Genomic DNA, 26307 nt, shown 5'->3' on the forward strand with positions numbered 1-26307 from the left:
CTCAGCCAAGGCTGTCAGAGAGGGGTTGTGGGCATACATCCAGGCATGGCGGCGGCATGATGTGGCCGGGGTGCTGGCCACACTGACGGATGACTGCGTGGTGGTGGAGTCCTACGGTCCGGTGTACCGGGGCCACGATCGCGTTGAGCAATGGATGCGCAGGTGGTTTGCGGAGGGTGGTTCCGTAACCGACTGGAACATCGTCTCCGAGACGGTGACCGGCGATGTTCTCGTGATGGAGTGGGTCTTCTCCTGCATCTGGCAGAGCGAGGCTCACACCTTCGAGCGCGCGACCATCGCCAGGCTTCGGGGAGAACGGATCGCCCGCCTGCGTGAATACGCGACCACCGCACCCCTCTATGAGTGGACGGGTGAATGGCGTACCTGACCCCGGACGGGCGCCGGTTCGGGTCCGACGCCAGCGAGCGTCACCGGTTCGTCACCCGGCGGGCGGGCGCTGGACCCGAGCTGCTGGTGAGTGGCGTCCAGAAGTACCGTCTTCGGTTCCAGGAAGGCCCGCAGTCCCTCGGCTCCGCCTTCGCGTCCGATGCCTGACTGCTTGAAGCCGCCGAAGGTGATCGTCCCGTCGGTGCGGGGGCCGTTGTGACCCACCGTTCCCGAGTGCAGCCCGCGGGCGACGGAGTAGGCGCGTTCCACGTCGTTGGTGTGCACCGAGGCGTTGAGGCCGTAGACGGTGTCGTTCGCCTCGGCGATGGCGTCGTCCTCGCCGTCTTCGGCGATGACGATGAGCACCGGCCCGAAGATCTCCTCCTGCGCGATCACCGACCGGTTGTCGACGTCGGCGAATACGGTCGGCTCGATGAAGGAAGCCTCGGTCGAGGTGGGCCGGGCGGCCGCCTCCGGTGGCCAGTCGGGCACCGTCCGCCCGGCCCTTGGCCAGGTAGCCTTCGATCCGGTCGCGCTGACGTGCGGAGATGACGGGACCCATTTCGGTGGCGGGGTCGAGCGGGTCGCCGACCCTGGTCGAGCCGAAGGCGTCGGCGAGCGCCTCGACGAAAGCGTCGTGTCGGCGGCGGTCCACGATCAGCCGGGCGGTGGCGTAGCAGACCTGGCCGCTCAGGTGGCGGGTTGCGACGGCGAGGGTGTGGGCTGCCTTTTCCAGATCGTAGTCGTCGAGGATCAGCCCGGCCGACTTCCCGCCGAGTTCGAGGGTCACGCGGGCCAGAAGGGAGGCGCAGGCGGCGGCGATGCCGAGGCCGGTGGCGTTCGAACCGGTGAAGCTCACCTTGTCGACGCGCGGGTCCCGGACGAGGACGGCGGACGTGTCGCGGTCCGCGCTCACGACGTTGAGCACGCCGGCCGGCAGGCCCACCTCCTCGGCGACCTCCGCGATCAGGGGGCATCTTCAGGACGACGGTGCATCCGGCCAGCAGCCCCGGGCCCGTCTTGTAGGCGCCGATGAGCGAGGGGCCGTTCCACGGAACGATCGCGGCGACCACGCCGACCGGCTCTTGGACGAGCAGTCCGGCACCGCCGCCGCCCGTCGGGCCCGGGACGTGATGCTCGACGAAGGGAAAGGTCTCCGCCATGTCCGCGAAGGACCGGAAGACCGGGTAGAGCATCGAGGCCAGTCCCCCGAACACGGCGGTCCTCGGCGTTGGGGGCACCTCCGCCGGCCTGGCGCTCGCTTGTCTACGAGGCATGCCAAGGCGGATCATGGCTGGCAATGCCGTCGCCACCGGGAGCTTCGCCAACGGCGCCCGTCATCACCTTGCGATGGCGCTCAGAGCAGGATCCACAACCCCAGGCCGCTGGTGGTGGCCCGTTTCGATCCGCGGCTGATCCGGGTGCGGCCATGACCCAACTGGCGCCGCTCGCCGAAGAACTGGACTTGGACGGCCATCCCGGGCTGGTGGGCACCCCGTTCACCGGCGCACGGCCGTCGAGCGTGGTGTGATCGGCTTGCCGACGGCTCCCGGCCTCGGCGCCATCACGGCCCAACCCCGGCTACGGAGACAACTGACATGCGAATCCGCTGTGCCGTTCTCGACGACTTCCAGAACGCCGCCCTGCACTCGGCCGACTGGAGCCCGGTCGAGGACCGCGTCGAAGTCGTCACCTTCAGCGAGCACATCGCCGACGAGGACGACCTCACCGCCCGACTTGCCGACTTCGACATCGTCGTAACCCTGCGCGAGCGGGTGCCGTTCCCCGACAGGCTGCTGGACCGCCTGCCCCGGCTCAAGCTGGTCATCGCCTCAGGCATGCGCAACTCGGTCATCGACTACGCGGCCGCCGAACGCAACGGGGTCACGGTATGCGGCACCGCCAGCTCCTCCACCCCGCCGGTCGAGCTGACCTGGGCCCTGCTGCTCGGGCTGGCCCGCAACCTCGTCACCGAGAACAACGCGCTGCGCCAGGGCGGACCCTGGCAGTCCACCGTCGGCACCGACATGCACGGCCGCCGGCTCGGTCTGCTGGGTCTGGGCAAGATCGGCAGCCGGGTGGCGCAGGTGGGCCTGGCTTTCGGAATGCGGGTGAGCGCCTGGAGCCAGAACCTCACCAAGGAGCGCACCGACGAAATCGGCGTCGAACTGGATCGCACCCGCGGCCTGCTCGGCCCCGCCGAACTCGCCCTCCTGAAGCCCACCGCTTACCTCGTCAACACCTCCCGCGCTGCCATCGTCGACCAGGACGCGCTGCTGGCCGCACTGCACGAGGGCCGGATCGCCGGCGCCGGCGTCGACGTCTTCGACATGGAGCCGCTGCCCGCCGGTCACCCGGTGCGCACCGCATCCCGGCTGCTCGCCACCCCGCACCTCGGTTACGTCTCGCAGGCCAACTACGCGACGTACTACAGCCACGCCGTCGAGGACATCCAGGCGTTCCTCGCTTTGAGCTGGTCGATGACGTGCTGAAACGCACCGGCGGCACTCAGCTGAGACTGCGGCTGCTGCCGTCGAGGGTGGGTGTGTACTTCATCCTGGCGCTGGCTCTCTTTCCGCAACTGGGGTACATGGCGTGTGTGGGACAAACTGGCCACCGGGCTGCACGGACTCCTTCCACAGCATCCGTCGGAGAAGGCGCTGCGAGAGGTGCGCCGGCGGCTGGGTGTCGCGCCGCTGCGATTGCTCTTCGAGACGCTGGCCGGCCCCGTGGCGCAGCCGGTCACACCCGGGGTGCGCTACCGGTGCTGGCGCACGGTCGCCTTCGACGGATGCGCATCCCTGAACTGCCCGGACTCCGAGCGCAACCGCGCCTGGCTCGGCCGCGCGGCAACCGGCCGCGGGGGGTTCCACGGCTACCCGCACCTGCAGTTGATGACCCTGGCGGAGACCGGCACCCGCGCTCTGCTCGGCGCTGTGTTCGGGCCGCGCAGCACCGGAGAGATCACCTATGCCGCGCGCCTGGTGGACCGACTCGACCCGCGGGCGGGTACGGCCGGGGCGTCGCTGCCCTCGTTGTTCATGGCGGCGCGGAGTTCCACGCGGGCGCGGGCGAGTTCGGTCTCCAGGGCGGCGACCTTGGCTTTGGCGTGTTCGATGGCGGTGGCGTTGCCGCGGAGCTCGGCGAGGCCGGCCAGAGCGGCGCGGGCCTGAGCGGCCAGGTGCTGGCTGCGGTCGTCGCACTGCTCCGCCCAGTCCAGGAGTTCCTCGATCCCGTCTGCGGCCGGGGCCTGCCGGGGGTCGTCGGGAAGGTCGTTCACCGCCTGGCCGTCGACGTCGGCAAGGTCGGGGTGCTGTTCATCGGCGGCGGCCTCGGTGCCGGGGTCCCCGCCGCCTTCAGCTCCGCGAAGCACTTCGACCCGATGTACTCCAAGAGCCAACGCACAGGGCACCGGCGATCGAAGAACGAGTGCGTCACCGCCGACACGGGCCCCGCTGCCAGGTCCTCTCTTTCGGATCTTCCTGGGCGCACGACGTTGGGCGCCCGGCAAGATCCGAAAGAGAGGATCTGGGCCTCAGCCGACCCGGTCGAGGACAGACGCCAGTGCGGCGCGCAGCTGTTCGTCCTCGTGGATCATCGCGTGGTCGGACCCGGAGACGACCAGGCGGCGGTCCCCGGTGGCGAGCGCGGCCAGCCGGTCGTGCTGCTCCGGCGTCAGGGCGGCGGAGCCGAGCGCCCGCAGGGCGTCGCAGGCGCCCTTGAGGTCAGCGTGGGTCTCGGCCGAGTGCAGCGCCGCCTCGGCGAGCCGGGCGCGGTCGAGGTCAGCCGGATCGGCGACGGCGAGCAGCCCGAGGACGGCCGAGGGTGCTTGGGCCGGGTCGTCGAGGAGAGCTTGGAGCCGGGCGGTCAGCGGGCGCCCGGCCGGGCCGAGCACGGCAATCTCGCGGGCGGCGCGGGCGGCCGTCCAGTGGAACCACTGCCGGCCCTCGCTTCTGTCGAACACCGAGGCCAGCACCGGAACGACTTCGGCCGCCTCACCGGCGATCCGCCACAGGGCAAGCGCCAGGGCGAGGTCGGTGTCCACCTCCGGCGTGGTGTCGCGGTCGATGGTGCGGCCGAGCACCGTCCGCAGGGCCGGGGTGAGGCGGGCGGCCGCCGGGCCGAGGTCGGCCAAGGCGCGGGCGCCCTCGACGCCGCCGCGCACACCGGTGGCGAGCGCCGCCTCGGCGGCGGCGAACAGCGGCCCGGTCTCGCCGGTCAGCTCGTGCAGTGCCTGCGCCACGAACAGCTTCCGGGCGCCGGCCCGCAGGGCGGTGGCGGCCTGCTCACGCTGCTCCGGCCCGATGCCGGCGGCGACGGCGGTGATTGCGGTGGCGGCGTACTGGAACCGGGGCAGGACGGCGCACAGTTCGGGCAGCGCCTCGACGGCCAGTGGGCCCCATTGCCGCAGCAGGTGGACCAGCCCGGCGGTGTCGTTGTGGTCCTCGGTCGTCGAGCAACCGCACTCCTTGCACCCCTCGGGACGCTCCAGCGCCTTGGCGGCCAGGCGAGCGCGGACCGCGGCGAACAGTTCCGGGTCGAACGGGAAGGGCGCATCGGCCGGGGCGTGGGACCCGGCGGCGCGCTGCATGGCGCGCGGGCGCCGGCCGAGGGCCCGGGCCAGCAGCGGGGCGGCGGCCTGCGGCGCCACCAGGACGAGCGCGGCAAGGGCCTGGTCGGCCGCCTCGTCATCCGGCTGCGCGGCGAGTTCGGCGAGGACGGGAGCGGCCTCGGCGGCGGCCGGGCCGATCTTGCCCAGCAGCTGGGCGGCCGCCCATTCGGCGGCGAGCGGGGCGATCGCGGGGATCAGCCGCTGCGGGGCGCTGCGGGACAGGGTGCAGGCGCGGTCGGCCGCCCACAAAGCCTCGGCCCGCACCTCGGGGCGCTCGTCACGCAGCGCGGCATCGAGCAGCGCGAGGGCACTCTCGCGGTCGGCGTCGGTGTCCCGCCCCAGCAGGATCCCGACGATAGTGCCCAGCGGCTCCCGGTGCTCATCCGCGTAGCCGGACCTGGCCGTCTCGCGCGCGGGCAATAGGCCGAGGACGGCGTCGCGGTGCGCGGCGAGCCACGGCTCCTCGGCGTCCAACGCGGCGAACACGGCGGCCAGGCGCAGCGGCGCGGGCGTGTCCGGGCCGAGCAGGGCGCGGGCCTCGGCGACGGCGCCCGCGCGGTCCAACCGTCCGTACGCGGTGAGGAGTTCGGCCCGGACGGTGGGCTCGATCTCGGCGGCCGGGCGGGCCCGGACGGCGGGCAGGGCGGTGCAGGTGTCCCGGGTGTGACCGACCGTCCAGCCGGCCGCCTGCCGGACGGCAGGGTCCTCATCGCCCAGCAGCGTTATGAGCAGCGGCAGTTGGGCGGTTACGGCGGCCCGGACGGCGCCCGGCTCGACGTCGTACTCGTCCTCGCTCTCGGCGAGGCAGCCGAGCAGCCGGAGCGCGTCGACGGTCTGCCGGCCGGAGGCGGCGATTCGGGCAAGGTACGGGGCGGCGTCGACGCTGGCCGCGTACACGGTGCCCTGGTGCACGATCGAGCCATACAGCTCGTCCAGTGCCTCCTCGGCGTCCTCACCGCCCTCGGCGAAGGCGCGCAACAACCCGGGCAGGTCCTCGGCGGGGCCGTAGGCGTGGTTGACGGTGGACCAGGGGTGGGCGTCGAGCCCGGCGAGGGCGGTGAGGAGCTCCATGGCCGTGATCTTCGCAGGGACCTCCGACATCCGCTCAGACCAGGTCCCGCAGGTAGGCCTCGGGCCGTTCGAGGAAGCGGCGCCAGTGGTCGACGAGTTCGAGGTACTGCCAGGTGGTACTGGGCTACGTGTCCCAGGCACGCGCCCCAGCCCCGCAGCGGGCTGAAGCCGTCGGCGACCTCGGCCGCCGACAGCGCCGCCTTGCCCGCAGCCTGGTGGTCGGTCTGGCCGTTCTGTGGTCCGCGAGGTTGTGCCCGGCGGACAGCACGGCCCACACCGAGCCGAACGTCGCCAAGGTCGCGACCTGATCGATGGCAGTCACCGGCGCGGGCGGCGGGCGGCGGGCGGCGGGTGCCGGACGGCAGCGTCCGGACCGAAGGCGCAGGTCGAGTCAGTGACCGGATCGGTTCGCCTGAGGTGACCGAATTTCTGCTTCTCCGGGTGGGACGTAAACCTGCGGCCACAGCGTCTTCAGAGTGTGGACGACGAACAGGATCTCGGATGAAGCGCCGGTACGAAGAGGAATTCATGGCGTTCGCCGCTGCGCGATCCGCACCTCTGTTCGGCTCTGCGTGTCTGCTCACCAGCGGTGATGTGCACCTCGCAGAGGACCTGGTGCAGGACAGGCTGGGCCGGATGTACGCCAACTGGCGCAAGATCGCGCAGATAGACGACCCAGCGGCCTACACCCACACCGTCCTCGTACGGACCTACCTGTCCCGCCATCCCTTGTGCGGGGGTGGCCTGCAGGGAACCGAATAGGGTGGGTGGGCGTCCTGAAGGCCATGATCAACGGTGCGAGGATGGCGGCGCACGGGTGGAGACGCGGGGTGGCGGCTTCAGTAGTCGTGGTTGCGGCAGTCGTGGTTCTGGCTGGATGCGGGAGCAGCACGCCGCAGCCGGTCGGGGATCCTGATCCGGGCGGACGGTTGCTTGCGGCGATCAAGCCGGTGCTTGCCGTCGCTCCGGCGGGGGCGCATATCTCTTCGAGGCACGCGGCCAAGCCGATGTGGGACTCCTGTGATGGGATTGAGTCCACTTACGGCTGGGACGAGCCGACGGTGAACCTGGAGTTCACCGGCGGGGGCACGGACGCGCAGGTCATCGCGCATCTGAAGTCAGCCCTGCGAAAGTTGGGCTGGACCTTCGATACCGCGAACTCCGCCCCTACCGGGCCTTGGTACTGGCACAAGACCGTGGCCAGGAACGTCCAGGGCACCGTGCAACTGCTGGGCGGTTCGGCCTTCAACCCCTCCGACTGGGACCTCCAGGCCACCACTCCCCCAGCCACCCACCCGGTCACCGGCTGTTGAACTGTTCCCGCCTCCTACAACCGCTTGCCGGCGAGTGCAGGAGAACTGAGCACTGCCCACCCAATCAAGATCATTCACGCAGTACGCCGAAGCCACCACACTCTGCGCCAGGCCGACGTGCCCATCGACCCGCAGCAGCACACCTTCCTCGAGACCGTGGCCGTCGCCATGGCGTAGCCGGGTCGCGGGCTAGGTGGATGTGGATCGAGGCGGGCCTGGAAGAACTCGCCGCCCCCGCCATGGGTGCGGCTCAAGTGGGCGGGTTCGCCCGGGCGTGGGCCGTACAGCGCCACCCGCCGGGCCCGAAGCCCGAGTTCGGTCTGGAAGGAAACGCCGGTGTCGATCTCGTCCTGCGTCCAGCCGGTGATGTCCAAGCGGTCCGTCCGGCGGGCCCCCGACCAGTCGGCGTACGCGCGGCCGGGACGGGGGAATCCCCCTTCGCTCACCCGCCTGTGGAGGCCCCGCCCGCCACCGCCAGCCGCTGTAGACCCGCCGTTCCGGCGACTACCAACGCGAAGACCTACGGCGCCAAGTTCCCCAAGGCCGTCGCGAAGATCGCCGACCACCAGGAGGGGCTCCTGGCGTTCTACGACTTCCGGCCGAGCACTGGATCCACCTGCGGACCACGAACCCCATCGAGTCGACTTTTCTCCACCGTCAAGCTCCGCACCAAGGTCACCCGCGGCGCCGGCAGCCCAGCCGCGGCCCTTGCGATGGTGTTCAAGCTCGTCGAATCCGCCCAGTCCCGCTGGCGCGCGGTCACCGGCGCCCACCTCGTCGCCCTGGTCCGCGCGGGCGCCAAGTTCGAGAACAGTGTCCTGATCGAGCGGCAGGAGCATGCCGCATGACCTGGGCGAAGGCCGTGATGCAGCCCTCTCCCGGTGGCAGACTCCGCGTCATGACGTACTCTGATGGCGATATTTGGATTTCCCCACCCAGTGCTCAGGGATGGGGCAAACCTGCTCTGTCGATTTACCCACCTTTCGTGTGATCCCGTTGGGCGCTTTGTGTAATCTTGGCCGGCGTGTCGGGGTGGGGACGGTGCGTCCGGAAAGCCTGCGTGAGCTACGAGTTCGGCCTGTTCGGGGGCCTGGATGCTCAGCAGGGAGGAAGACGTGGATGCTCATGCGCTGCGTCGGCAGGGCTGGACGATCTCGGCCATCGCTCGGCACTTGGGCCGGGACCGCAAGACGATCCGTGCCTATCTGAATGGTGAGCGGGTCGCTGGGTATCGGCGTCAACCCCCGGACGCGTTCGTGCCGTTGCTGGACTACTGCCGCCAACGGCTGGCGGACGACCCGCACCTGTGTCCGGTCGTTCTCCGCTCCAGCGGACGCAGCCACAGAGGCAGCGCCGGGCTTGAAACGCTGCCGCCATAGCATGCGGAGTGATCGACTCCGATCGCCGGACTCGAGGCGTTCACCTTTTCGGACATGACGGGTGCCCGAGTCCACCGGGTGCGCACCGATCCGCGGGGACGCCCGCCGGGGCGGTGCCGAACCGCCGCTGCGGCCCCGGTGCACCATCAGCGGTTCATCCGGCGGCCACCACGACAAGCCCGTTCCAACCTGACCCACCGGTCCGGCGGCTGGACTGAAGACGTGGCGAAGTGCCTGGCAGACGGGTTTTCGACCAAGAGAACCGTCTCCACCAGAGGCTTCGTGTGCCTGTCCGCCCGTCGGGCGTCGATGTGTCCTGCCCTCCGCTTTATCTCGCAGAGGTTGCGTCGGCACCGCCGTTCGATCGGCTCCCGTCGGTGGCGTCCGAGCGCCGGCCGCCAGGCTCCGCTCACTCGCCCGCCTCCGAGTGGGGCACACTTGCGCCCAGCCCGCAGCCAGGTCCGGCGTACGCACCACGACGGCCTACCGTTACGTCACCGATCCTGTCCAACTCCTTGCCGCTCTCGCTCCTCCCCTGGCCCGACGCGGTGCGGACCGCTTCGGCAGAGGCGTATCCGGTCCTGGACGGCACGCTCCTGCCGTCGACCGCATCGCTCAATCTGCCGAAAATTCTGCTGCCGCAACGCCGGAACGCCGAAGAAAAGACGGCCAAAAAAGCCGATCTCCTTTTGACTCCTGATCGACCGTTCGGCGAAGGTCGTTCACATGCCCGTCATATTCCGTGCCGTGGCCGGCAGCCCGTTGCGCATGCCCGACTTCAGGTTGTTACTCGCCGGAGCCGCGGCCGCCCAGTTCGGTGCCCACGTCACCTTGGTGGCCCTGCCGCTCGTTGCCGTGCTGGAACTCGACGCGTCCGCCCTCCAGGTCGGTTTCCTCACGGCCGCCGAAACCGCCGCGTTCCTGGTGATCGGGCTGCCCGCCGGGGCCTGGGTCGACCGCATGCGCAAGCTGCCGCTGATGATCCGGGCGGACGCCGTACGGGCCATGGCCATGGCGAGTGTCCCGGTGGCGGGCGCGGCCGGTTTCCTGACGATGACCCAGTTGTATGCGGTCGCGCTCGTCACCGGCGCCGCCACCGTCTTCTTCGACGTCGCCCACCAGAGTTTCCTCCCCCATCTGCTGCCACGGGACCAACTGGTCAAGGGCAACGGGGCCCTGGAGACCGTACGGTCGTCCGCGCAGGTGACGGGCCCGGGGCTCGGCGGCGGCCTGGTCCAGCTCCTCGGCGCCCACCTGGCCGTCGTCGCCGACGCCGTCGGCTACTCCCTCTCCGCACTCTGCCTGTGGCGGATCAAACGGCAGGAGCCCCGTCCCGAAGCCGTCCCCGGCGCGTCACTGCGCGCGGACATCGGTGAAGGACTGCGCTTCGTACTGGGCCAGCCACTGCTGCGGGTGATCGCCGCCGCCACCGGGCTCGGCAACTTCTTCGCCGCCCTGTTGACGGCCACTCAGACGGTGTTCCTGGTCCGCGTCCTGGGTCTCGAGCCCGGAGCTGTCGGTCTCGTGCTGTCCGCCGCGGCCGTCGGCGGGCTGGTGGGCGCGCTGACCGCGGGCGCGCTGGCCGCCGGGCTGGGACAAGCCCGCGTCATCTGGCTCTCCACACTGGTCACCGGGCCGTTCGCACTGCTGTGGCCGATGTCGGAACGGGCGGGGGGTGCCGCGCTGTTCGCGCTCGGTTCGGGCGTCGTCTTCTTCGGCGCCGTGGTCTACAACGTCGCCCAGGTGAGCTTCCGGCAGGCGCTGTGCCCGCCGCACCTGCTGGGCCGGATGAACGCCACCCTGCGCTTCCTGATGTGGGGCACACTGCCGCTCGGGGCGCTGACCGGCGGGGCGCTCGCCGACGGCTTCGGTGCCCGTGCCGCGCTGCTGTGCTGCGCGGCCGGTTTTCTCACCGTTCCGCTGCCACTGCTGCTCTCTCCGCTGCGCCGGATACGGGACCTGCCCGCCGGGCCCGAGGCGGAACGCCCCGCCGCCCCGGACACCGGCACGGCCGACTCCACCGGCACCGGGAACGACAAACCTGACAGGACGGCGCCGCTCGACTGACCCGGCCTGCCGGGACGCCGTGGACGACGACAGGGAGGATCACGTGCTCAACATCACGGGCCAGTACCTGACCCGCTACCGGGGACTCCCCACGGGTACCGGGGACCCTGTCCTGTTGCCCGTCACCGGAGCCCAGCGGCGCTTCGCACTGGTGCGCGCGCTGGATCCCGCCGGGCGACCGGACCTCGTTCCGATGTGCTTCGCCTTCCCGCGCGGCACGGTGGACCCGGTACGCCTCGCCGTCGCGGCGAAGCGTCTCGCCTCACTGCACCCCGTGCTCCGTGGCCGCCCCGCCGTGGTGCGCGGCACTCCCGTGCTGCGCATGGCGGAGTCGGAGGTTCCGCTCGTACGCGTGCCCCGGGCGTCCGGCGAGGACACCGTCACGGCTCTGCGTCGGGCACTGGGCGCGTGGGTGCCCGACGGCCCGCCCATGCGGCTGTTCCTCACCGACGACGCGACGGACGGTGACCGGGACCACGCCTCCTTTCCGCACGGCGGCGGACCGTCGGAGGTGCTCGCGGTGGTCCTCGACCACGCCGCGTGCGACGGCCGGACCCTGGCCCGGATCGTCGGGGAACTCGGCGCCGCCTACGCCGAGGGGCAGCAGGCCGGGCTGCCGGCACCCGGGCAGGTCATGACCGAACTGGCCGCCTACCGCGAGGCCGTACTGCTCCAGCTCGGTGCCGAGGCGCGTGCGGAGTCACCCGAGGCGCTGGCGTACTGGCGTGAACGGCTGCGGGCCGTCCACGACCGGGCCCCCCAGCCGCAGCCCGGCGGCCCGGCGGCCGGAGAACTACCCAGCGGTTCGGCTTCGGTGCGGCTGCCCGGGTGCGCCGCGGGTGTGCCGTTCCCCGAACTGCTGGACGCCTGCCAGTCCGCCGTACGCGCCCTGTACGGTCCCGGCCGCACGGTGCCGCTCGGCTATCCGTGGGGCGGCCGTCCGCCCGGCGCGGAGGGGGTGCTCGGCTGCTTCCTCAACACGGTGGTCTTCCCGGCCGGGACGGGGGCGGACCGGGCCGACGCCGGGGCCACGGCCGATGCCTGGTGGGAGGACCTGGATCGGGCCGATGTGCCCTTCGACGCGGTCGTGCAGGCCGCCCGGAGGGCCGGGTCCGGCTGGTCCGGCCGCCTCGGCGGGCTGCTGACCGTCGACGACACCGCACAGCGGCCCTCACTCCGTCTGGCGGGCGTCGAGGGCCGGGAGATCCACATCGACGGCAGACCGGTCCGCGGACCGTTCGCCGTCTCCGTGACCCACGGGCGCGAACTCCACCTGCGCATGGTGTGGGACCGCGCCGTGACGGCCGACCGCACCGCCCTCGGCGCCTTCGAGGCGCTCACCGGAGCACTCCGTAAAGGGGTCCCGGCGGCACCGGCCGTCGGCTGACCGGCACCCGCACGGCGCCCTTTGCCGTCTTCCGCACCGCTTCCGTACCACCCGCGAAGGGACCCGTCCGCGCGATCCGCGGCCGGTTCCCGCACCACGCCCGGGCGCCACCGCGCCCAGCCGGCCCTCATCCGACCCGACAACCCCAGGGATCGCCCATGCTTCCGCTCTCCTCCTCGCAGGAGATCGTCTGGCTCCACGAACAGGTGCAACCGGGCAGCCGTGCCTACAACTTCACCGCGGCACTCGACCTGTGGGGACCGCTCCGCACCGACGCCCTCCGCCGCGGCCTCGCCGCCGCACTCGACCGGCACGCGGGCCTCCGCCTGGAACTGGTCGCCGTCACCGGCGCGGTACCCGGCCAGCGGCTCGCCGAGACGTGCACGCCCCGGCTGCGGACAGTCGACCTGGGCACGGACGCCGACCCGGAAGCCGCGTTCCGGGAGCTCCTGCGCGCCGAGGCGGAAACCCCGCTCGACACCTACGAGGCGCCTCTGCTGCGCTGGACACTCGTACGGCTCGGGGACGAGCACCACCGGCTCATCCACGTCGAGCACCACCTGATCCACGACGGCCACTCGTTCGCGATCCTGCTCGATGACGTGTTCACCGTCTACCGGGCCCATGTCCTGGGCGAGCAGGCCGTACTGCCGCCCGCGCCCTCGTACGCCGACCACGTCGAGGCACAGGTCCGCGGCAGGGAGGCCGGGACGCACCGCGCCGGACTGGACTTCTGGACCTCCGAACTGCGCGGTCTCTCCTACGACATGCCGCTGCCAGGCCTCACCCGTCCCGGTGCCCGGCGCCGCCACCACGGTGGTCAGCTGCGGCAGCCGATCGGCGCGGACCTGGCGGAACGCCTGCGTGACCACACACGGCTGCGCGGCCTGACCCCGTTCTCCACCCTGCTCGGTCTCTTCGCCGAACTGCTGCGGCGCCACAGCGGCCGCTCGGAGCTGGTCGTCGGCACCGCGGTGGGCAACCGTCCCCGCGGACACGAGAAGACCGTCGGCATGTTCGTCAACACCATCCCCCTGCCGTTGCGGCCGGACCCGGCCGCTCCGGCCGAGGAGACGATGGACGAGGTGACCGACGTCCTCATACGCGCGCTGCCGTACCAGGACGTGCCGGTCCAGGAGCTGACCCGTGCGCTCGGCCTGCGCACCTCGGGCGCGGACAATCCGCTGTTCGACGTGATGTTCAGCGCCCATGACGCCCCGCTGCCCGAGATCGACGTCCCCGGTCTGGACATCACGCTGTTCGAGGGATTCAACACGGGCACCACCAGGTTCGACCTGGACGTGGTGCTGCTGCCGGACGACCGGCGCGAGGTCGGTCCCCGGCACGGCGGCGCCGGAATGACCCTGGTCTGGGACTACGACGCCGACCTGTTCGGCGAGGACGTGGTCGAACTACTCGCCGGCCGGTTCCTGGACCTGCTGCGGGCCTACCTCGACGCCCCGGGCACCGCCCTGGCGGACCTGGCCCCGTCCGGATCCGCCGGCACCCCCGCCGCGGCCGCCGCCCGGAGGGCGACGCCCCCGGGCACCCCCGCCCCGGCCCCCCGTGTGGACCCGCTCGATCCCTGCACCGCCCACGACGCGCCCCTGCCCGCGCTGCTCGACGGCGCCCGCCATCTGACCTACGGCGACCTCGACGCCCTGGTCACCGCCCTCGCGGAACGTCTGCTGGCCTCCGGGGTGAGAGCCGGTCAGCCGGTGGCCTCCGTACTGCCGTGCGGCGCCGAGGCGGTCGTGGCGCTGCTCGCCTGCCTGCGCACCGGGGCGGTCCACTGCCCGCTGTCCCCGTCGGATCCGCCCGCCCGTCTGGAGCTGCTGCTGAACCGTCTGGCTCCCGCTCTCGTCCTCACCTCGGCCGACCGCCCCGTCACGCTGCCCGGCGGCCTGCCGACCGCCACGGTGGACGCGCCACAGATGCCGAAGGCGAACGCGGCGCCCGTGGTCCCGGGCGCCGCATACATCATCCACACCTCCGGATCGACCGGCGTCCCCAAGGCCGTCGCAGTCGGGCGCGCGGCGCTCGAGAACCATCTGACGGGGGCGGCCGAGCGGTTCGGGCTGCGGCACGGCGACCGGGTCCTGCTGTTCGCCCAGCCGGCGTTCGACGTGGCCCTGGAGGAAGTGCTGCCTTCCCTGTACGCGGGGGCGTGCCTCGTCGTCCCCGAACATGAGGTGCCCACCGGCTCCGAGCTGGCCGAGCTGCTGTCCGACGCGCGCATCACCGTAGCCAACCTGCCCACCAGTTACTTCCTCGCCGTGCGGGAGGAACTGCGGCCCGCCCTGCGCGACCGCCGCTGGACGCCGCGCCTGCTCGTGCTCGGCGGCGAACGCCTTCCGGCCGACGCGCTGCGCACCTTCCTGGCGGACACCGACGCGACGGTGCTCAACGCCTACGGCGTCACCGAGGCAGCCATCACCACCACCGTCCACCGCATCGCACCGGAAGCTCTGGCCGACGGGGCGGAGGTCCCGCTCGGGACCGAGCTGCCCGGCGAACGCGTCCACGTCCTGGACGAGCACCACCGTCCCCTGCCGGACGGCGCGGTGGGCGAGCTGGCGATCGCCGGCGCCGGACTCGCCGAGGGGTACGTGGACGACCCTGAGGCCACGGCCGCCCGGTTCGTGCGTCTCGACGCGCTCGGCGGCGAACGGGTCTACCTGACCGGTGACCTCGGCTACCGGGGCCTGGACAGGCTGCTCCGCTTCCTCGGCCGCCGGGACAACCAGATCAAGCTGCGCGGATACCGGATCGAACTGGAGGAGATCGAGGCGGCCGCATCGGCCGCGCTGGGCGGCCGGTCCTGTGCCGTCGTACTGGACCGCGAGACCGTCGGCGGACCCCGGCTGGTCGGCTTCGCGGAGTGCCCCGACGCGAGGGGCGCATGGGACGAGCGGGCACTGCACGCGCAGCTCGGGCTGCGGCTGCCGTCCGCCCTGATACCAGGACGGTGGGTGCGTCTCGGCACGATGCCCACGCTGGCCGGCGGCAAGCCGGACCGTACGCTGCTCGCCCGGAGGGCCGCGGAGCTCGGCACGGCCGACGGCGCGGGTTCGGGGGGTGCGGCACGGACGGCGGGCGAGCCCGGTCCGGGCGGTGCCGCGGGTTCCTCGGGCACGGCCGTGCGGGGCGGCGGGGACCATACCGGGACGGTGCCGGCCGACCCGGTGACCGCGCTGCTCACCGAAGGCTGGCGCGCAGTCCTGGGGCACGACGACTTCGACGGGTGCACCGACTTCTTCCTGGCCGGCGGCCACTCACTGCGCGCCGCGCAACTGGCGGCCTGGCTGGAGCCCCGGCTCGGACACCGTCCGCCGATGCGGCTGTTCTTCCGCCATCCGGTGCTCGCCGACCAGGCCGGTGCGCTCGCCGCCGCCCTCCCCGCTGTCACCGCCACCTCGACGGAGTCGTGATGACCCACCCGACAGCTTCTCCCCGCCCCCGGCCGACCGCCCCGGCGACGGTCCCCCCGCAGGCGTCCGTCGGCGCGTCCACCCCGAGCGGTGCGGGCGGCGGCACGCTCAGCGTCGCGCACGGCGCCGCGCCCCGCGCGGGCGCCACGGCCGGGGTGCTCGCCCGGTTCGAGGACTGGGCACGCCGCACCCCCGACACCCCCGCCGTGATCGACGGCGGCCGCACCTGGACGTACCGGCAGATCGGCGACGCCGCCGACGAGGCCGTGGCCGTGCTGCGCGACCGGGTCGGGGCGGGTGACCTCGTCGGTGTCTGCCTGGACCGCTCCGCGGCACTGGTCGTGACGGCCGTGGCGATCGCCAGGCTCGGCGCGGTGTACCTGCCGCTGGGGCCGCGCCCCGGCGAGCGGCGCGTCAACGCCGTCACCGACGACCTGGACGTCACCTGCCTGATCGGTGACCTCACCGTGCTCCCCGGCCGGCACCGGACGGCCGAGCACATCGCTCTGGCCCTGCCGGGCGACGGTGCGAACGCGACCGGCGCGGTGGTGGCGGCGTTCGCCCCGCCCCGCCCCGGTGCGCTCCGCGCGCCTCGCGAGGCGTTCTACGCGGTGCTGACGTCCGGCTCAACCGGCCGCCCCAAGGCCGTCGTCGTCGCCGAGCCAGCCCTCGGCACGCTGCTCGACTGGTACCGCGCGGAGACCGGTCTCGCGCCCGGCGACCGGCAGTCCCTGCTAATCGGTGTGGCGTTCGACCCGCACCTGCTGGAGCTGTGGGCAGGACTGACGTCGGGCGCCGCGCTCGTGCCCGCACCCGACGATGTCCGCTGGGACACCGGGGCGCTCGTCTCATGGTGGCGCGAGGCCGCCGTGTCCGTGGCGGTGGCCGCCACTCCCATGGCCGAGCCGCTGCTGGAGCAGCCCTGGCCGCACGGCCTCGTACTGCGTCATCTGGTCGTCGGCGGCGACCGGATGCGCCGCCGCCCGGGCGCCGACGTGACCGCCACCGTCCACAACGCCTACGGTCCCGCGGAAGCCACCATTGTCACCACCACCTACGCCATGCGCGCCGCGGACGCCGAGGCGGAGGGTCCGGGGGCGCCGCCGATCGGCACTCCTGTGCCGGGCGTGACGGTCGTCGTCACCGACTCCGACGGCCGCCCCGTGGCTCGGGGTCAGGAGGGCGAACTCCGCATCGGCGGCAGAGGCCTGGCCCTCGGATACGTGGACCCCGAGCTCAGCGCGCGCCGCTTCACCGCCCCCGCGCCCGACGTGGGGCTCGAGGGAGTGGACCGGTTCTACAGCACCGGCGACCGGGTGCGGATGCGGCAGGACGGGGTGCTGGAGTTCCTGGGCCGGCTCGACAATCAGGTGAAGATCAGCGGTGTGCGGATCGAGCCCGCCGAGGTCGAGGCCGCGCTGGAGAAGGACCCGGCCGTGCTCGGCGCCGTGGTCACCGCCTCCCGCGGCCCCGACGGATCCACCCGCCTGGTGGCCCACGTCCGTCCCACGCCCGGTGCCCCCGCCTCCGGACAGGCAATGCTGACGGCGGTACGGGCATGGCTTCCCGAGCAGGCCGTGCCCTCGGCCGTCCGGATCGTCGACGCCTTCCCGCTGGACGCCAACGGCAAGGTCGACCGGGCAGCGCTGACGCACGAGTCGGTCACGCCAGACACCTGCCGCGCCGATGCGGCGGACGGCGGCACACCGGGCGAGCGGATCGTCCTCGGCGCCGTACGCGATCTCCTCGCCAGGCCCGCGACGGCACTGACCGACAACTTCACGCTGATCGGCGGCACTTCGATCGTCGCCGCCCGGCTGCTGACCGCCATCGAGCGGCAGAGCGGCGTCCGCCTGCGTGCGCCGGAATTCCTGCGCCAGCCGGACCTGCACGCCGTGGCCGCACTCGTCGATCGCCGCCGCGAGGCCGCTCGCGAGCCGGGGGCCTGAGATGGCCGCCCGCACCGACCGTACCGACACCGCCTTCGGGGAAGGACCCATGCCCATCCGACACACGCCGGCCGCCTCCGGCGGCTCCCGGCCCGCGCCCGCCTCCGGGCTGCCCGCCCTCGTGGCACTGCACGCCGGGAGAACACCGGACGCCCTCGCCGTGGTCGACGGCGACACCACCCTCACCTACGCCCGGCTCGTCTCCTCGGCCCGGGCCCTCGCCGCCCACCTGCACGCGCACGGTGTCCGGCCGGGCGACCCCGTGGCACTGCTGATGCCGCGCTCGGCGCGCACCGTCGTCGCGCAGCTCGCCCTGTGGTGGGCCGGTGCCGCCTGTGTACCGCTCGACCCGGCGCATCCGCGTCCCCGCTCGGAGGGGATGGCCGCCGATGCGGGGGTCACGACGACCGTCGGCGACGGCAAACTCCTCGAAGCGGCGGCCCCCACCGGCCGGGTCCTCCCGCTGCCGGAAGAGGCGCCGCTGTCCGACTCCTTCGCGCCCTTGCCCGAACTCGGTGCCGATGCCACCGCGTTCATCATGTTCACCTCCGGATCGACCGGACGTCCCAAGGGCGTCTCGGTACCGCACCGTGCCGTGGCCGAGCTGGTGACCGAACCCGCCTACGTCACCCTCACCCCCCGTGACCGGGTGCTCTTCCACTCCCCCACGATCTTCGACGCGTCGACGTTCGAGGTGTGGGGCGCTCTCGCCAACGGCGCCGCCGTGGTGGTGTGCACCGTCGACCGGCCCTCGCTGGAAGACCTGGCCCGGCACGTGGAGCAGCACGGCGTCACCGTCGCGTTCTTCACGACGGCACTCTTCCACCAGCTCGTCACCCGGCGGTCCCGGGTGTTCTCGGTGCTCCGCACGGTCGTGGTGGGCGGGGAGGCGCTGTCCGCGCGGCACGCCGGGCAGGTGCTGGGGGCGTTTCCGTGGCTGGAACTGGTCAACGCGTACGGGCCCACGGAGACCACCACGTTCGCCACCGCGCACCGGGTCACCGCCGCGGACTGCGACGGGCCGGTGCCGATCGGCCGGCCCGTCGCGGGCGCGACCGTGCACGTCCTGGACGGCACAGGCAGGCCCGTCACGGACGGCGCACGAGGTGAGCTGTGGGTCGGCGGCAGCCGACTCGCGCACGGTTACGCCGGGCGTCCCGACCTGACCGCCGAACGCTTCGTCGACCACGCGGAGCTGGGGCGTCTGTACCGCACCGGGGACCTCGTCTCCGCCCGCCCGGACGGTGTCCTGGACTTCCACGGGCGGACCGACGACCAGGTGAAGGTACGCGGCTTCCGCATCGAACCGGGCGAGGTCGAGCACATCCTGCGCCTGCAGCCCGACGTGGACGACGCGGCCGTCACCGTGCGTCGGCCCGGTCCGGACGACGCCCGCCTCGTCGCGTTCGTAGTGGCGGCGCCGGGCCCCGTGCCCCGGCCCGGCGCACTGCGCGAGCGCCTCGCCGCGGTCCTGCCCGCCCACCTCGTGCCCGACGAGGTGACGATCGTCGGCGCTCTTCCGCTGACGCCGTCCGGAAAGGTCGACCGCCATGCCCTCGCGGAATGCGATACGGGACCGGAGGCGGCCGTCCCGGCCGCGCCGCTGACGCCGCTGGAGCAGGCGGTCGCCGGGATATGGAGCCGCGCCCTGGGCTGCGAGGTCACCCGGCCGGACACCGACTTCCTCGAACAGGGCGGGCACTCGCTGCTCGCTCTGGCCGTCACCGACGATCTGCGTGAGGAACTCGGTGTCGACATGGCGCTCGCCGACTTCTTCGCCGCCCCCACGGTGGCCGCCCAGGCCGCCCTGGTCGAGCAGGCCCTGCTCGCCGCCCACGATGATCCGCGCCCCGGCGCCGAGGAGCACCGCGATGGCCACTGAGAGCCCGAGGGCCACGACCCCGGCCTTCCAGGAGGAACTGCTGCGCCGGGCCCGCGAACGTGCCGCGAGCCGTGCCCGCGGGGACGGCGGGACCACCGGCGCGACCGGTGCCACCGGGGGCCCCGTCACCGCCGGTGCCGCCGGGGACGGTCACCGGGGCCCTGCGCCGCTGTCCCGCGCCCAGCACCGTATGTGGCTCATGGACCGGCTCGGCCGCAGCGGAGCCTCCTACAGCGTGCCCTTCGCCACCCGGTTGCGCGGTCCGCTGGACCTTGACGCGCTGCGCACCGCGCTGACCGTTCTCGTACACCGCCACGAGATCCTGCGCACCCGGTACGGGCACCAGGGCGGCGAACCTTTCCAGGAGGTTCTCGCAGTGCCGCGGGCGGTCGACATGCGTGTCGTGGAGGCGACCCCGGAGCGCGTTCCCGGTCTGCTGGCCGAGGAGGCGCGCCGGCCGTTCGACCTGTCTGCGGCGCCCCTGCCGCGGGTCCTGGTACTGCGGCACGGCACGGAGGACCACACGGTCCTGCTGACGTTCCACCACATCACGGTCGACGGCGCCTCGCTGGAAATCATCGCCCGGGAAGTGACCGAGCTCTACACCGCCGCCACCGGCCGTGCCGAGGGAGCCTCCGACGCTCCGCGTCCGCGGCCGGTCGGGCAGCCGCTCCGGTACGTGGACTTCGCTCGTCGTGAACGCGCGGCGGCCGACCGGTTCGAGGAAGGGCTGTCCCACTGGACCGGTCGCCTCGACGGAGCCGCGCCACCCCCACTGCCCCGCCCCGTACGCCCGCCCGCCGACATCGGCACCCGGCCCGCCGGGGTACGTGCCGTGCCACTCGGGCCCCGGGTGCTGAAGGACCTGCGGGCACTCGGCGCGGCGCATCGGGCCACCCTGTTCACCGCGGCCCTCGCCGCGGCCTTCGCCGCCCTGCACCGTTTCACCGCTGAGAACGACCTGCTCATCGGCGTCGCGAGCACGAACCGCAAGGGGGCGGACATGCGCACTCTGGTCGGCCTGTGCGTCAACACCCTTCCGGTGCGCCTCGACACGTCCGGCGATCCGGCCTTCACGGTCCTGGTGGAGCGGGCGCGGGAGGCGCTGCTGGATGCCCAGCGCCACCGCGACGTGCCGTTCGACCTCATCGTGGAGCGCCTCGGCGTCGCCGCCCGTGCTGCCGACGGGACGGCGTTGGTCCGGGTGACGGCCGACGTCGTGGCGGAGCCCACGGTGCTGCGGCTGCCCGGCACGGAGGGCGAGTACGTGGACGTCGGCGTCGGCGGGGCCAAGTTCGACCTGTCGTTCGCTCTGCTCGACACGGACAGCCCCGCCGCCCTCGTCCAGTACGACCGTGCGGCGCTGGACGAGGCGGCGGCAGCGTCGCTGGCCGACGGCTTCGCCGCGCTGCTCACCGCGGTCGCCTCCGACCCCGGGCTGCGGCTGTCCCAGCTCCCCGTACAGCCCCACTCCCGGTCCCCGGCCCCTCGCTCCCCGGCCCCTGCCCCGGCGCGCCGCCCCGGCCGGCCGGCCGCGACCGGCCACGTGTCCGTCAGGAACGGGCATCCGGCCGAGGCGCTGCTGCTCGCGCATCCTCAGGTGGCGGAGGCCGTCGTGGTCGAGTGCGACGGCGGGCCGCTGCTGGCGTACGCCGTGCTCCGCGGTGTCTCGGGCCCCTCACGTGCGGACCTGCGCTCGGCCCTACGGGCGGCGCTCGCCCCGGAGTCGGTGCCCGTGACCGTGACGTTGCTGGACGCCATGCCGTGGACGGCCGACGGCGAGGTCGACACGTCGCGGCTGCCGGGGGTGCCGTCCGCCCCTGACCTGGCGGGGCCGCTCGCACAGGCCGTGACGGAGGCGTTCGGGGCGTTGCTGGACTGCCCGGCACCGGAGCCCGACGACGACTTCTTCGCCCTCGGCGGCCACTCGCTGGTCGCGGTCCGGCTGGCCGAGCAGCTGCGGAGCACGCTGAAGCTCCCGCTGACGGGCCTGGACATCCACCAGGCCCGTACGCCTCGGGCGCTGACCAGCCTGCTGGAGAAACGGGCCTCGGAGCAGGCCGCGGCCACGCCCACCCGCCCGGCGGGTTCCCGCAGCTCGCGCGCGGGGACAGTCCTGGTCACCGGCGCGACCGGTGGCGTCGGGGCCTTCGTCCTGCGGGAACTGGCCGCGCAGGGACGTCCCGTGCTCGCCCTGGCCCGCCCCGAATCCGCACATCTGGTGGCCGGGCAGGGGGTGTACGTCGTCGAGGGCGACCTCGCCGACCTGGACGGTCTGCGCGCGGCGGTCTCGAGCGCCGACGCGGTGATCCACGCGGCGTGCACCTTCACCCGGCCCGAGGTGGACGTGGCGGCCATGAGGGCGATGGCTGAAGCCTGGCGGCGTGGCCCGTTCGTCTTCGTCAGCAGCGTCGACGCCTACGGGCATCCCGCCGAGGACCTGGTGACGGAGGAGTCCCCGTCACGGCAGCCGCTCAGCCCGTACGGCCGGGCCAAGCTGGACTGCGAGCGGATACTGCTGGACGCGGCCGGCACCGGGGACCGGGGCGGCGCGAGCGCCGTGCGTTCCCCCCTGGTGTGGGGTCCGCACGAGCGACTGCGCGACCAGCTGCGCTGGGGTGCCACCGGTGTGCTCTACCAGGCCATGAGGGAGGGGCGGCCGGTCGGTCTGCCGAGGCCGGGGACCCACGGCCATGCCTGGTACGGCGCGTCCTGGGTACACGCGGCGGCCCTGGCACGGGCCGTGACCTCGTGCCTCGGCACGCCCGTGGGCGGGATGGCGAACGCCGTCAGCGGCCACGTGTCCTGGCGTGACCTCACGGCACGGCTGGCCGGGCTGCTGCACCCGGACGGTTCCGGAGCCGGGGACGGTGCCGTCCGATCGGTCCGTGAGACGGACGACGTGCATCCGGACCTCGACCACCACTGGCGTTACCGGGCCGACCGGCTGGCTCCGTTCCTGCGGGGGCGGCCCGGCGAGGACTGGCACACCGTACTGGCGGAGATGGCAGACACATCCGGCGCCTGACATCACGCGTGCGGTCCGCGCGCCCCACCGGGCGCCCGGGCCGTGCGGCGTCCGCCCCGTCGCGGCGCCCGGCACGCTCTTCCGCCCCTTCGAGGGCGCGGGAGGAGTCCCACTCGCCGCGCGCACCGGGCACCGCGCCCCGGGATGACCGTGCACCCGGCGCGTGTGCGCCGGGTGCACGGTCATCTCCCGACCCGTCATCGGGCCACGGAATCAGCTGTTGGGAACGGTGTCCTCGAACGTGGTGCCCGCGTTGCGATACGCCGTCACCCTGGCGGCGACCTGCGTCGGCGTGAGGACCTTGTCCTTGACGTGCAGGACGTAGTCGACCTGCTGGTCGTAGGCGCGCGGTGTGGTCGAGGTCTGACCGTCGAGGTCGATCAGCCACTGGTTGAAGTCGATCGACATCGGGCGCTCGGGCAGGTACTTGGCATCGTGGGTGCCGAAGAGCTGCCCGTCGATGTAGTACTTGATGTTGCTGTTGTCGATGGTGACGACGACGTCGTGCCAGCCGGCGTAGCTCTGCCGAGCTTCGGTGTGCTGGTTGACGACCTGCCAGGGATCGGGGTTGTACGTCTCCCACGACGTCGTGTAGAGGATGTTGCCGGACTCGCCCCAGCCGCCGTTGGGCAAGTACTCGAAGTCGTACTCCGAGTAGTCGTCGGCCATCGGTGCCTTGAGGTCGTTGATGGTGAAGAACGCCTGCACCAGGTGGTCGCCGTCCGGTCCGTACTTGGGCGCGTTCGCGAACTTGATCCGGGCCGCGTAGGTACCGTTCTTGAACTTCGTCGCCTTGGTGAGGATCTCGGCCTGCTTGGTGCTCGCCCCGGTGCCGGCGCTCGAGGTCTCCAGGTTCATGACCGAATTGCCGCTGGTGGTGGAGAAGGTGACGTTCTCGGGCGCCCAGGCGACGCCGGACACGCCGGGCCGCCGGAGTTGGAGCGCACGCTCCAGCCGTTGGCCGAGATCTTCGGGTCGCTGTGACTGCTGTAGTTGAAGTCGTCGAACAGCGTGGCGCCGTCGGCCAGCGGGGCGGTGGGCAGGTCGGTGGGCCGGTCCGTCAGTCCGTTGCCCGCGGGGTCCTGTCCCCACACGATGGTGCCGGCCAGCTGTGCCGTGACCTTGGACCAGTCGCCGTACGACGTCTGGGAGGCGCCGAAGGAGTAGTCGTCACTCTGGTTCACCGACGCCCACGTCGACTGGTTGAAGCGCAGTTGCAGGTCGCCGGTGTCGGCGCCCGGGGCGAGCGAGCCGGCGCCGGGGGCAAAGCCGATCTCGAGGTAGCGATCGGCCGTGGCAGTCGGGTTTGCGAGAGTCCCGAAGGTGCCCGTGACGTTGGAGCAGCCCTTGGCGGCCCAGGAACAGGCGAAGCGGTAGGTCGCGCTCGCCGAGTCGGCGTTGAAGTAGTAGCGGACCTTGACATCGCTCAACTGCACGCTTGAGGTCCCGGTGTTCGTCGCCTTGAACCAGGGTTCGACCTGATCGGCGCTGGCTCCGGTGGCGCTCGTACGGCACTGGACACTCAGCCCGTCACCGGCCGCGCTGGCGGGGGCCGGGAGTACGGTGAGCACCGCGGCGCCCGCCCATGGCCACCGCGACGGTGGCGGATACTGCGACGCTCAGCCAGCCGCCCGCATCGAGCAGAAGGCCCAGACCTGGAAGGACAAATACGCCCTCCGTTCGGGCATCGAGGGGACGATCAACCAGGCCCTCGACGTCACCGGCATCCGCCGGGCCCGCTACCGCAGCCCGCCCAAGGTCCGTCTCCAGCACGCCTTCTCCGCGACCGCGATCAACGTCATCCGCCTCGACGCCCACTGGCGCGAACACCCCCTCGGCAGCCCCCGGACCAGCCGCCTCACCCGCCTCAGCTACCACCTCACCGCATAACCAACGGGAATTGCGCAGCAGAGTCGGCTGCTTCGACGCCCGCCTTCTTGCCGATCCCACCCCACTCCTGGATCCGCGCCTGGACCTTGATGTCCGGGTGAGCGGTCGCGAATCGCTTCACAAATCCCTTCTGGAACTCGGCCAAGACGCTGTGGCGCGTCCGCCGGACATCGGTGGTGGTGTTCCCGTCCGAGCTGTCGTCAAAGTCACCGGAGGAGCTACTGCACGCGCTCAGCCCGCAGGTCACCACAAGCACGGACACGCCGGCGAACAAGCGGAGGTTCACGATTCACCTCTTGAGAACATGACCTGACCACCTGACCAGTTACCGGTAGTTCGTTAGACGCCATCCGCTTTCCGAACGTGATCGTTTGGTTCGGGCTGGTTGGGCATGAACTCCGGCTGGCGGCGGCAGAGATGGGCTTGGTTTGTCCGTTCGTCTCGCTTGCGGAGGTGGCTGGTGCCGTCGGTGCTCGGTCTGCTGGAGGCCCGGGAGAAGAAGGTCCGGGAAGAGGTGGCACGTTTGCGGGAGGAGGCAGAGCGGGTGCAGGCCGCCCTCGGCGAGGCAGAACGCGCACTTCAGCGCCTTGCAGATGCCCGCGTGACGGTGGCCGAGGTGCTGGCCGAGCCGCCGTGTGCGGTCGTGGAGCCGGTGGCGGGGGCGGTGGTGCCCAGACGGACCGAGAGGATGACCGCGGCGGTCCTGCCTGCCGACTACCAGCGGATCATGTCCGTGCTGAAGTCGGATGCGGCCCGGGAGGGAATGCGGTGTCAGCAGCTGGCCGTGGCCCTGGGCCTTCAGGCGGTCCCGGCGAAGGTCGAGTGGCTGCGGTCGAAAGCGAAACGTCTGGTGGAGCGGGGTGGGCGCTCCAGACGCAGCCGGGGGTGTTCACTGCGCTCGGGGCACCGGTCGGCTGAAGGCGCCAGAGCGGCGTCCGGCCAGGCGGCTGCTCATGAGCATGGTCATGGACCACAGCACCATGGCCTCGTGCATGGCGGGCAAGGTCTCGTAGTCGCGCACCAGGCGACGCGAGCGCATCAGCCAGCTCAGGGTGCGTTCCACGACCCACCTGCGCGGCAGCACCACGAACCCCGTGGTGCCGTCGGTGCGTTTGACGATCTCAAGAGCGACCCGGCACGTCTCGGCCGCCCAGTCGACGAGCCGGCCCGCATAGCCGCCGTCCGCCCAGACCAGACGGATGGAGAAGTACATGGTGCGCAGCCGCTCCAGCAAGGGCATTGCGGCGTCACGGTCGTGCACGCTCGCCGCGGTCACGGCGACAGCCAGGACCAGGCCGAGGCAGTCCACCACCAGGTGCCGCTTGCGTCCGCCCACCTTCTTCCCGCCGTCCCACCCGGACGTCGAGCGCGGAATGTTCGCCGCTGCCCGCAGTGACTGCGAGTCCACGATGGCGGCCGTCGGGTCCGGCGAGCGGCCTTCTTGCTGACGCACCTTGTCACGCAGCCGGTCGTGGAGCTCGGCAAGCAGACCTGTCACCTGCCAGCGGCGGGCGAACGCGTGCACCCGCCGGTAGGGCGGGAAATCCCCAGGCGGGTTGACCCACTTCACGCCGTTGTCGACGACGTAGCGGACCGCGTCAAGCATCACGCGGTGGCAATAACCCTCCGGCCGCCCGCCCCGCCCCTGCAGCCACGCGGGGACCGGCAGCAGCGGCCGGATGACCCGCCACTCCGCATCCGTCAGATCTGAGCCGTAACACCGAACACGGTCCGGCCCGTCCGCCGCGTTGCCGAACCTGTGCGCGAGACAGTCACACGCCGGAGACAGTGCGTTGGACTCCAGGGACGCGAGCACGAAAGACTGCGGCAACAGGGCCTCCTGGAACTGCTCGGGCGGGATCGCACCCCCGAACTACTCAAGAGGCCCTGCCTTCATGCGCCGCCCCTGCC

Annotated in this window: 18 protein-coding genes and 7 pseudogenes; 16 read left to right on the top strand and 9 right to left on the bottom strand. The window is 72.3% G+C overall.

The window, feature by feature from the left end; all coding sequences use genetic code 11:
- The first annotated feature begins 25 nt into the window (after positions 1-25).
- The gene (locus tag ACSYGN_RS00260) at positions 26-388 is read left to right on the top strand and encodes a nuclear transport factor 2 family protein (RefSeq protein WP_460390595.1); all 363 of its coding nucleotides are present in this window, start codon (positions 26-28) and stop codon (positions 386-388) included.
- Here ACSYGN_RS00260 and ACSYGN_RS00265 read toward each other — a convergent pair.
- The 3 genes and pseudogenes from ACSYGN_RS00265 to ACSYGN_RS00275 form a co-directional block, all read right to left on the bottom strand.
- Positions 358-879: an aldehyde dehydrogenase family protein gene (locus ACSYGN_RS00265; RefSeq protein ID WP_460390597.1), complete on the bottom strand. Its 522-nt coding sequence runs from the start codon at positions 877-879 to the stop codon at positions 358-360. The genes ACSYGN_RS00260 and ACSYGN_RS00265 overlap by 31 nt on opposite strands.
- Before the next feature lie 4 nt (positions 880-883).
- A pseudogene (locus ACSYGN_RS00270) lies at positions 884-1333 on the bottom strand (aldehyde dehydrogenase family protein); the annotation flags it as partial.
- Positions 1334-1418: 85 nt separating this feature from the next.
- Positions 1419-1679, bottom strand: a pseudogene (locus ACSYGN_RS00275) (aldehyde dehydrogenase family protein); the annotation flags it as partial.
- 306 nt (positions 1680-1985) lie between these two features.
- Between ACSYGN_RS00275 and ACSYGN_RS00280 the strand changes: the two are divergent.
- Together ACSYGN_RS00280 and ACSYGN_RS00285 are read left to right on the top strand one after the other, a co-directional pair.
- Positions 1986-2879, top strand: a complete 894-nt coding sequence (locus tag ACSYGN_RS00280; protein ID WP_460390599.1) for a D-2-hydroxyacid dehydrogenase family protein — start codon at positions 1986-1988, stop codon at positions 2877-2879.
- A pseudogene (locus ACSYGN_RS00285) lies at positions 2861-3386 on the top strand (transposase domain-containing protein); the annotation flags it as partial. The gene ACSYGN_RS00280 and the pseudogene ACSYGN_RS00285, both read left to right, overlap by 19 nt.
- Here the strand turns inward: ACSYGN_RS00285 and ACSYGN_RS00290 are convergent.
- Together ACSYGN_RS00290 and ACSYGN_RS00295 are read right to left on the bottom strand one after the other, a co-directional pair.
- Positions 3356-3760 (bottom strand): hypothetical protein, encoded by a 405-nt coding sequence (locus ACSYGN_RS00290; RefSeq protein ID WP_460390601.1) that lies wholly within the window; start codon positions 3758-3760, stop codon positions 3356-3358. The pseudogene ACSYGN_RS00285 and the gene ACSYGN_RS00290 overlap by 31 nt on opposite strands.
- Positions 3761-3922: 162 nt before the next feature.
- Entirely contained in the window at positions 3923-6100 is a 2178-nt protein-coding gene (locus tag ACSYGN_RS00295) for a hypothetical protein (protein ID WP_460390603.1), read from the bottom strand.
- A 98-nt stretch (positions 6101-6198) separates the two neighbouring features.
- Between ACSYGN_RS00295 and ACSYGN_RS00300 the strand changes: the two genes are divergently transcribed.
- Both ACSYGN_RS00300 and ACSYGN_RS00305 read left to right on the top strand, forming a co-directional pair.
- Positions 6199-6378 carry a hypothetical protein gene (locus ACSYGN_RS00300; protein WP_460390605.1) on the top strand — a complete coding sequence of 60 codons (180 nt, stop codon included), beginning with the start codon at positions 6199-6201 and terminating at the stop codon, positions 6376-6378.
- A gap of 193 nt (positions 6379-6571) precedes the next feature.
- Positions 6572-6790, top strand: a pseudogene (locus tag ACSYGN_RS00305) (SigE family RNA polymerase sigma factor); the annotation flags it as partial.
- 119 nt (positions 6791-6909) lie between these two features.
- Here the strand turns inward: ACSYGN_RS00305 and ACSYGN_RS00310 are convergent.
- Entirely contained in the window at positions 6910-7065 is a 156-nt protein-coding gene (locus ACSYGN_RS00310; RefSeq protein WP_460390607.1) for a hypothetical protein, read from the bottom strand.
- A gap of 66 nt (positions 7066-7131) precedes the next feature.
- Between ACSYGN_RS00310 and ACSYGN_RS00315 the strand changes: the two genes are divergently transcribed.
- The 10 genes and pseudogenes from ACSYGN_RS00315 (at position 7132) to ACSYGN_RS00360 (ending at position 22506) form a co-directional block, all read left to right on the top strand.
- Positions 7132-7383: a hypothetical protein gene (locus tag ACSYGN_RS00315; protein ID WP_460390609.1), complete on the top strand. Its 252-nt coding sequence runs from the start codon at positions 7132-7134 to the stop codon at positions 7381-7383.
- Positions 7384-7898: 515 nt separating this feature from the next.
- Positions 7899-8231 (top strand): annotated as a pseudogene (locus ACSYGN_RS00320) (transposase); the annotation flags it as partial.
- 246 nt (positions 8232-8477) lie between these two features.
- Positions 8478-8762 carry a terminase gpP N-terminus-related DNA-binding protein gene (locus tag ACSYGN_RS00325; RefSeq protein ID WP_460390611.1) on the top strand — a complete coding sequence of 95 codons (285 nt, stop codon included), beginning with the start codon at positions 8478-8480 and terminating at the stop codon, positions 8760-8762.
- Between the two features lie 309 nt (positions 8763-9071).
- Positions 9072-9364, top strand: a pseudogene (locus tag ACSYGN_RS00330) (IS5/IS1182 family transposase); the annotation flags it as partial.
- Positions 9365-9488: 124 nt separating this feature from the next.
- Positions 9489-10829, top strand: coding sequence for an MFS transporter (locus ACSYGN_RS00335; protein WP_460390613.1), 1341 nt, complete (start codon positions 9489-9491; stop codon positions 10827-10829).
- A gap of 43 nt (positions 10830-10872) precedes the next feature.
- On the top strand, positions 10873-12216 hold the full coding sequence (locus tag ACSYGN_RS00340; RefSeq protein ID WP_460390615.1) for a non-ribosomal peptide synthetase: 1344 nt from the start codon (positions 10873-10875) through the stop codon (positions 12214-12216).
- 158 nt (positions 12217-12374) lie between these two features.
- Complete coding sequence (locus ACSYGN_RS00345; protein ID WP_460390617.1) at positions 12375-15647, top strand: non-ribosomal peptide synthetase; 3273 nt, start codon at positions 12375-12377, stop codon at positions 15645-15647.
- Positions 15647-17596, top strand: a complete 1950-nt coding sequence (locus ACSYGN_RS00350) for a non-ribosomal peptide synthetase (protein ID WP_460390619.1) — start codon at positions 15647-15649, stop codon at positions 17594-17596. Before ACSYGN_RS00345 ends, ACSYGN_RS00350 begins: the two co-directional genes overlap by 1 nt.
- Positions 17597-17645: 49 nt before the next feature.
- A complete protein-coding gene (locus tag ACSYGN_RS00355; RefSeq protein ID WP_460390621.1) occupies positions 17646-19478 on the top strand; it encodes a non-ribosomal peptide synthetase in 1833 nt (610 codons plus the stop codon).
- The gene (locus ACSYGN_RS00360; RefSeq protein WP_460390623.1) at positions 19468-22506 is read left to right on the top strand and encodes a condensation domain-containing protein; all 3039 of its coding nucleotides are present in this window, start codon (positions 19468-19470) and stop codon (positions 22504-22506) included. The genes ACSYGN_RS00355 and ACSYGN_RS00360 overlap by 11 nt, the downstream gene beginning before the upstream one ends.
- Positions 22507-22719: 213 nt before the next feature.
- Here ACSYGN_RS00360 and ACSYGN_RS00365 read toward each other — a convergent pair.
- A pseudogene (locus tag ACSYGN_RS00365) lies at positions 22720-24077 on the bottom strand (cellulose binding domain-containing protein).
- Here ACSYGN_RS00365 and ACSYGN_RS00370 point away from each other — a divergent pair.
- A complete protein-coding gene (locus tag ACSYGN_RS00370; RefSeq protein ID WP_460390625.1) occupies positions 24070-24396 on the top strand; it encodes a transposase in 327 nt (108 codons plus the stop codon). The pseudogene ACSYGN_RS00365 and the gene ACSYGN_RS00370 sit on opposite strands and share 8 nt — an antisense overlap.
- Here ACSYGN_RS00370 and ACSYGN_RS00375 read toward each other — a convergent pair.
- A complete protein-coding gene (locus tag ACSYGN_RS00375) occupies positions 24386-24682 on the bottom strand; it encodes a hypothetical protein (RefSeq protein ID WP_460390627.1) in 297 nt (98 codons plus the stop codon). The genes ACSYGN_RS00370 and ACSYGN_RS00375 overlap by 11 nt on opposite strands.
- Positions 24683-25285: 603 nt before the next feature.
- Positions 25286-26212, bottom strand: a complete 927-nt coding sequence (locus ACSYGN_RS00380) for an IS5 family transposase (protein ID WP_460403123.1) — start codon at positions 26210-26212, stop codon at positions 25286-25288.
- Positions 26213-26307: the final 95 nt, after the last annotated feature.

The organism is Streptomyces sp. YIM S03343 (assembly GCF_054729195.1).

Coding starts and splice junctions, on each gene's coding strand:
- ACSYGN_RS00295 (WP_460390603.1), bottom strand. CDS start 6,100: ATGTCGGAGGTCCCTGCGAAGATCACGGCCATGGAGCTCCTCACCGCC.
- ACSYGN_RS00335 (WP_460390613.1), top strand. CDS start 9,489: ATGCCCGTCATATTCCGTGCCGTGGCCGGCAGCCCGTTGCGCATGCCC.
- ACSYGN_RS00325 (WP_460390611.1), top strand. CDS start 8,478: ATGCTCAGCAGGGAGGAAGACGTGGATGCTCATGCGCTGCGTCGGCAG.
- ACSYGN_RS00355 (WP_460390621.1), top strand. CDS start 17,646: ATGCCCATCCGACACACGCCGGCCGCCTCCGGCGGCTCCCGGCCCGCG.
- ACSYGN_RS00345 (WP_460390617.1), top strand. CDS start 12,375: ATGCTTCCGCTCTCCTCCTCGCAGGAGATCGTCTGGCTCCACGAACAG.
- ACSYGN_RS00350 (WP_460390619.1), top strand. CDS start 15,647: ATGACCCACCCGACAGCTTCTCCCCGCCCCCGGCCGACCGCCCCGGCG.
- ACSYGN_RS00280 (WP_460390599.1), top strand. CDS start 1,986: ATGCGAATCCGCTGTGCCGTTCTCGACGACTTCCAGAACGCCGCCCTG.
- ACSYGN_RS00360 (WP_460390623.1), top strand. CDS start 19,468: ATGGCCACTGAGAGCCCGAGGGCCACGACCCCGGCCTTCCAGGAGGAA.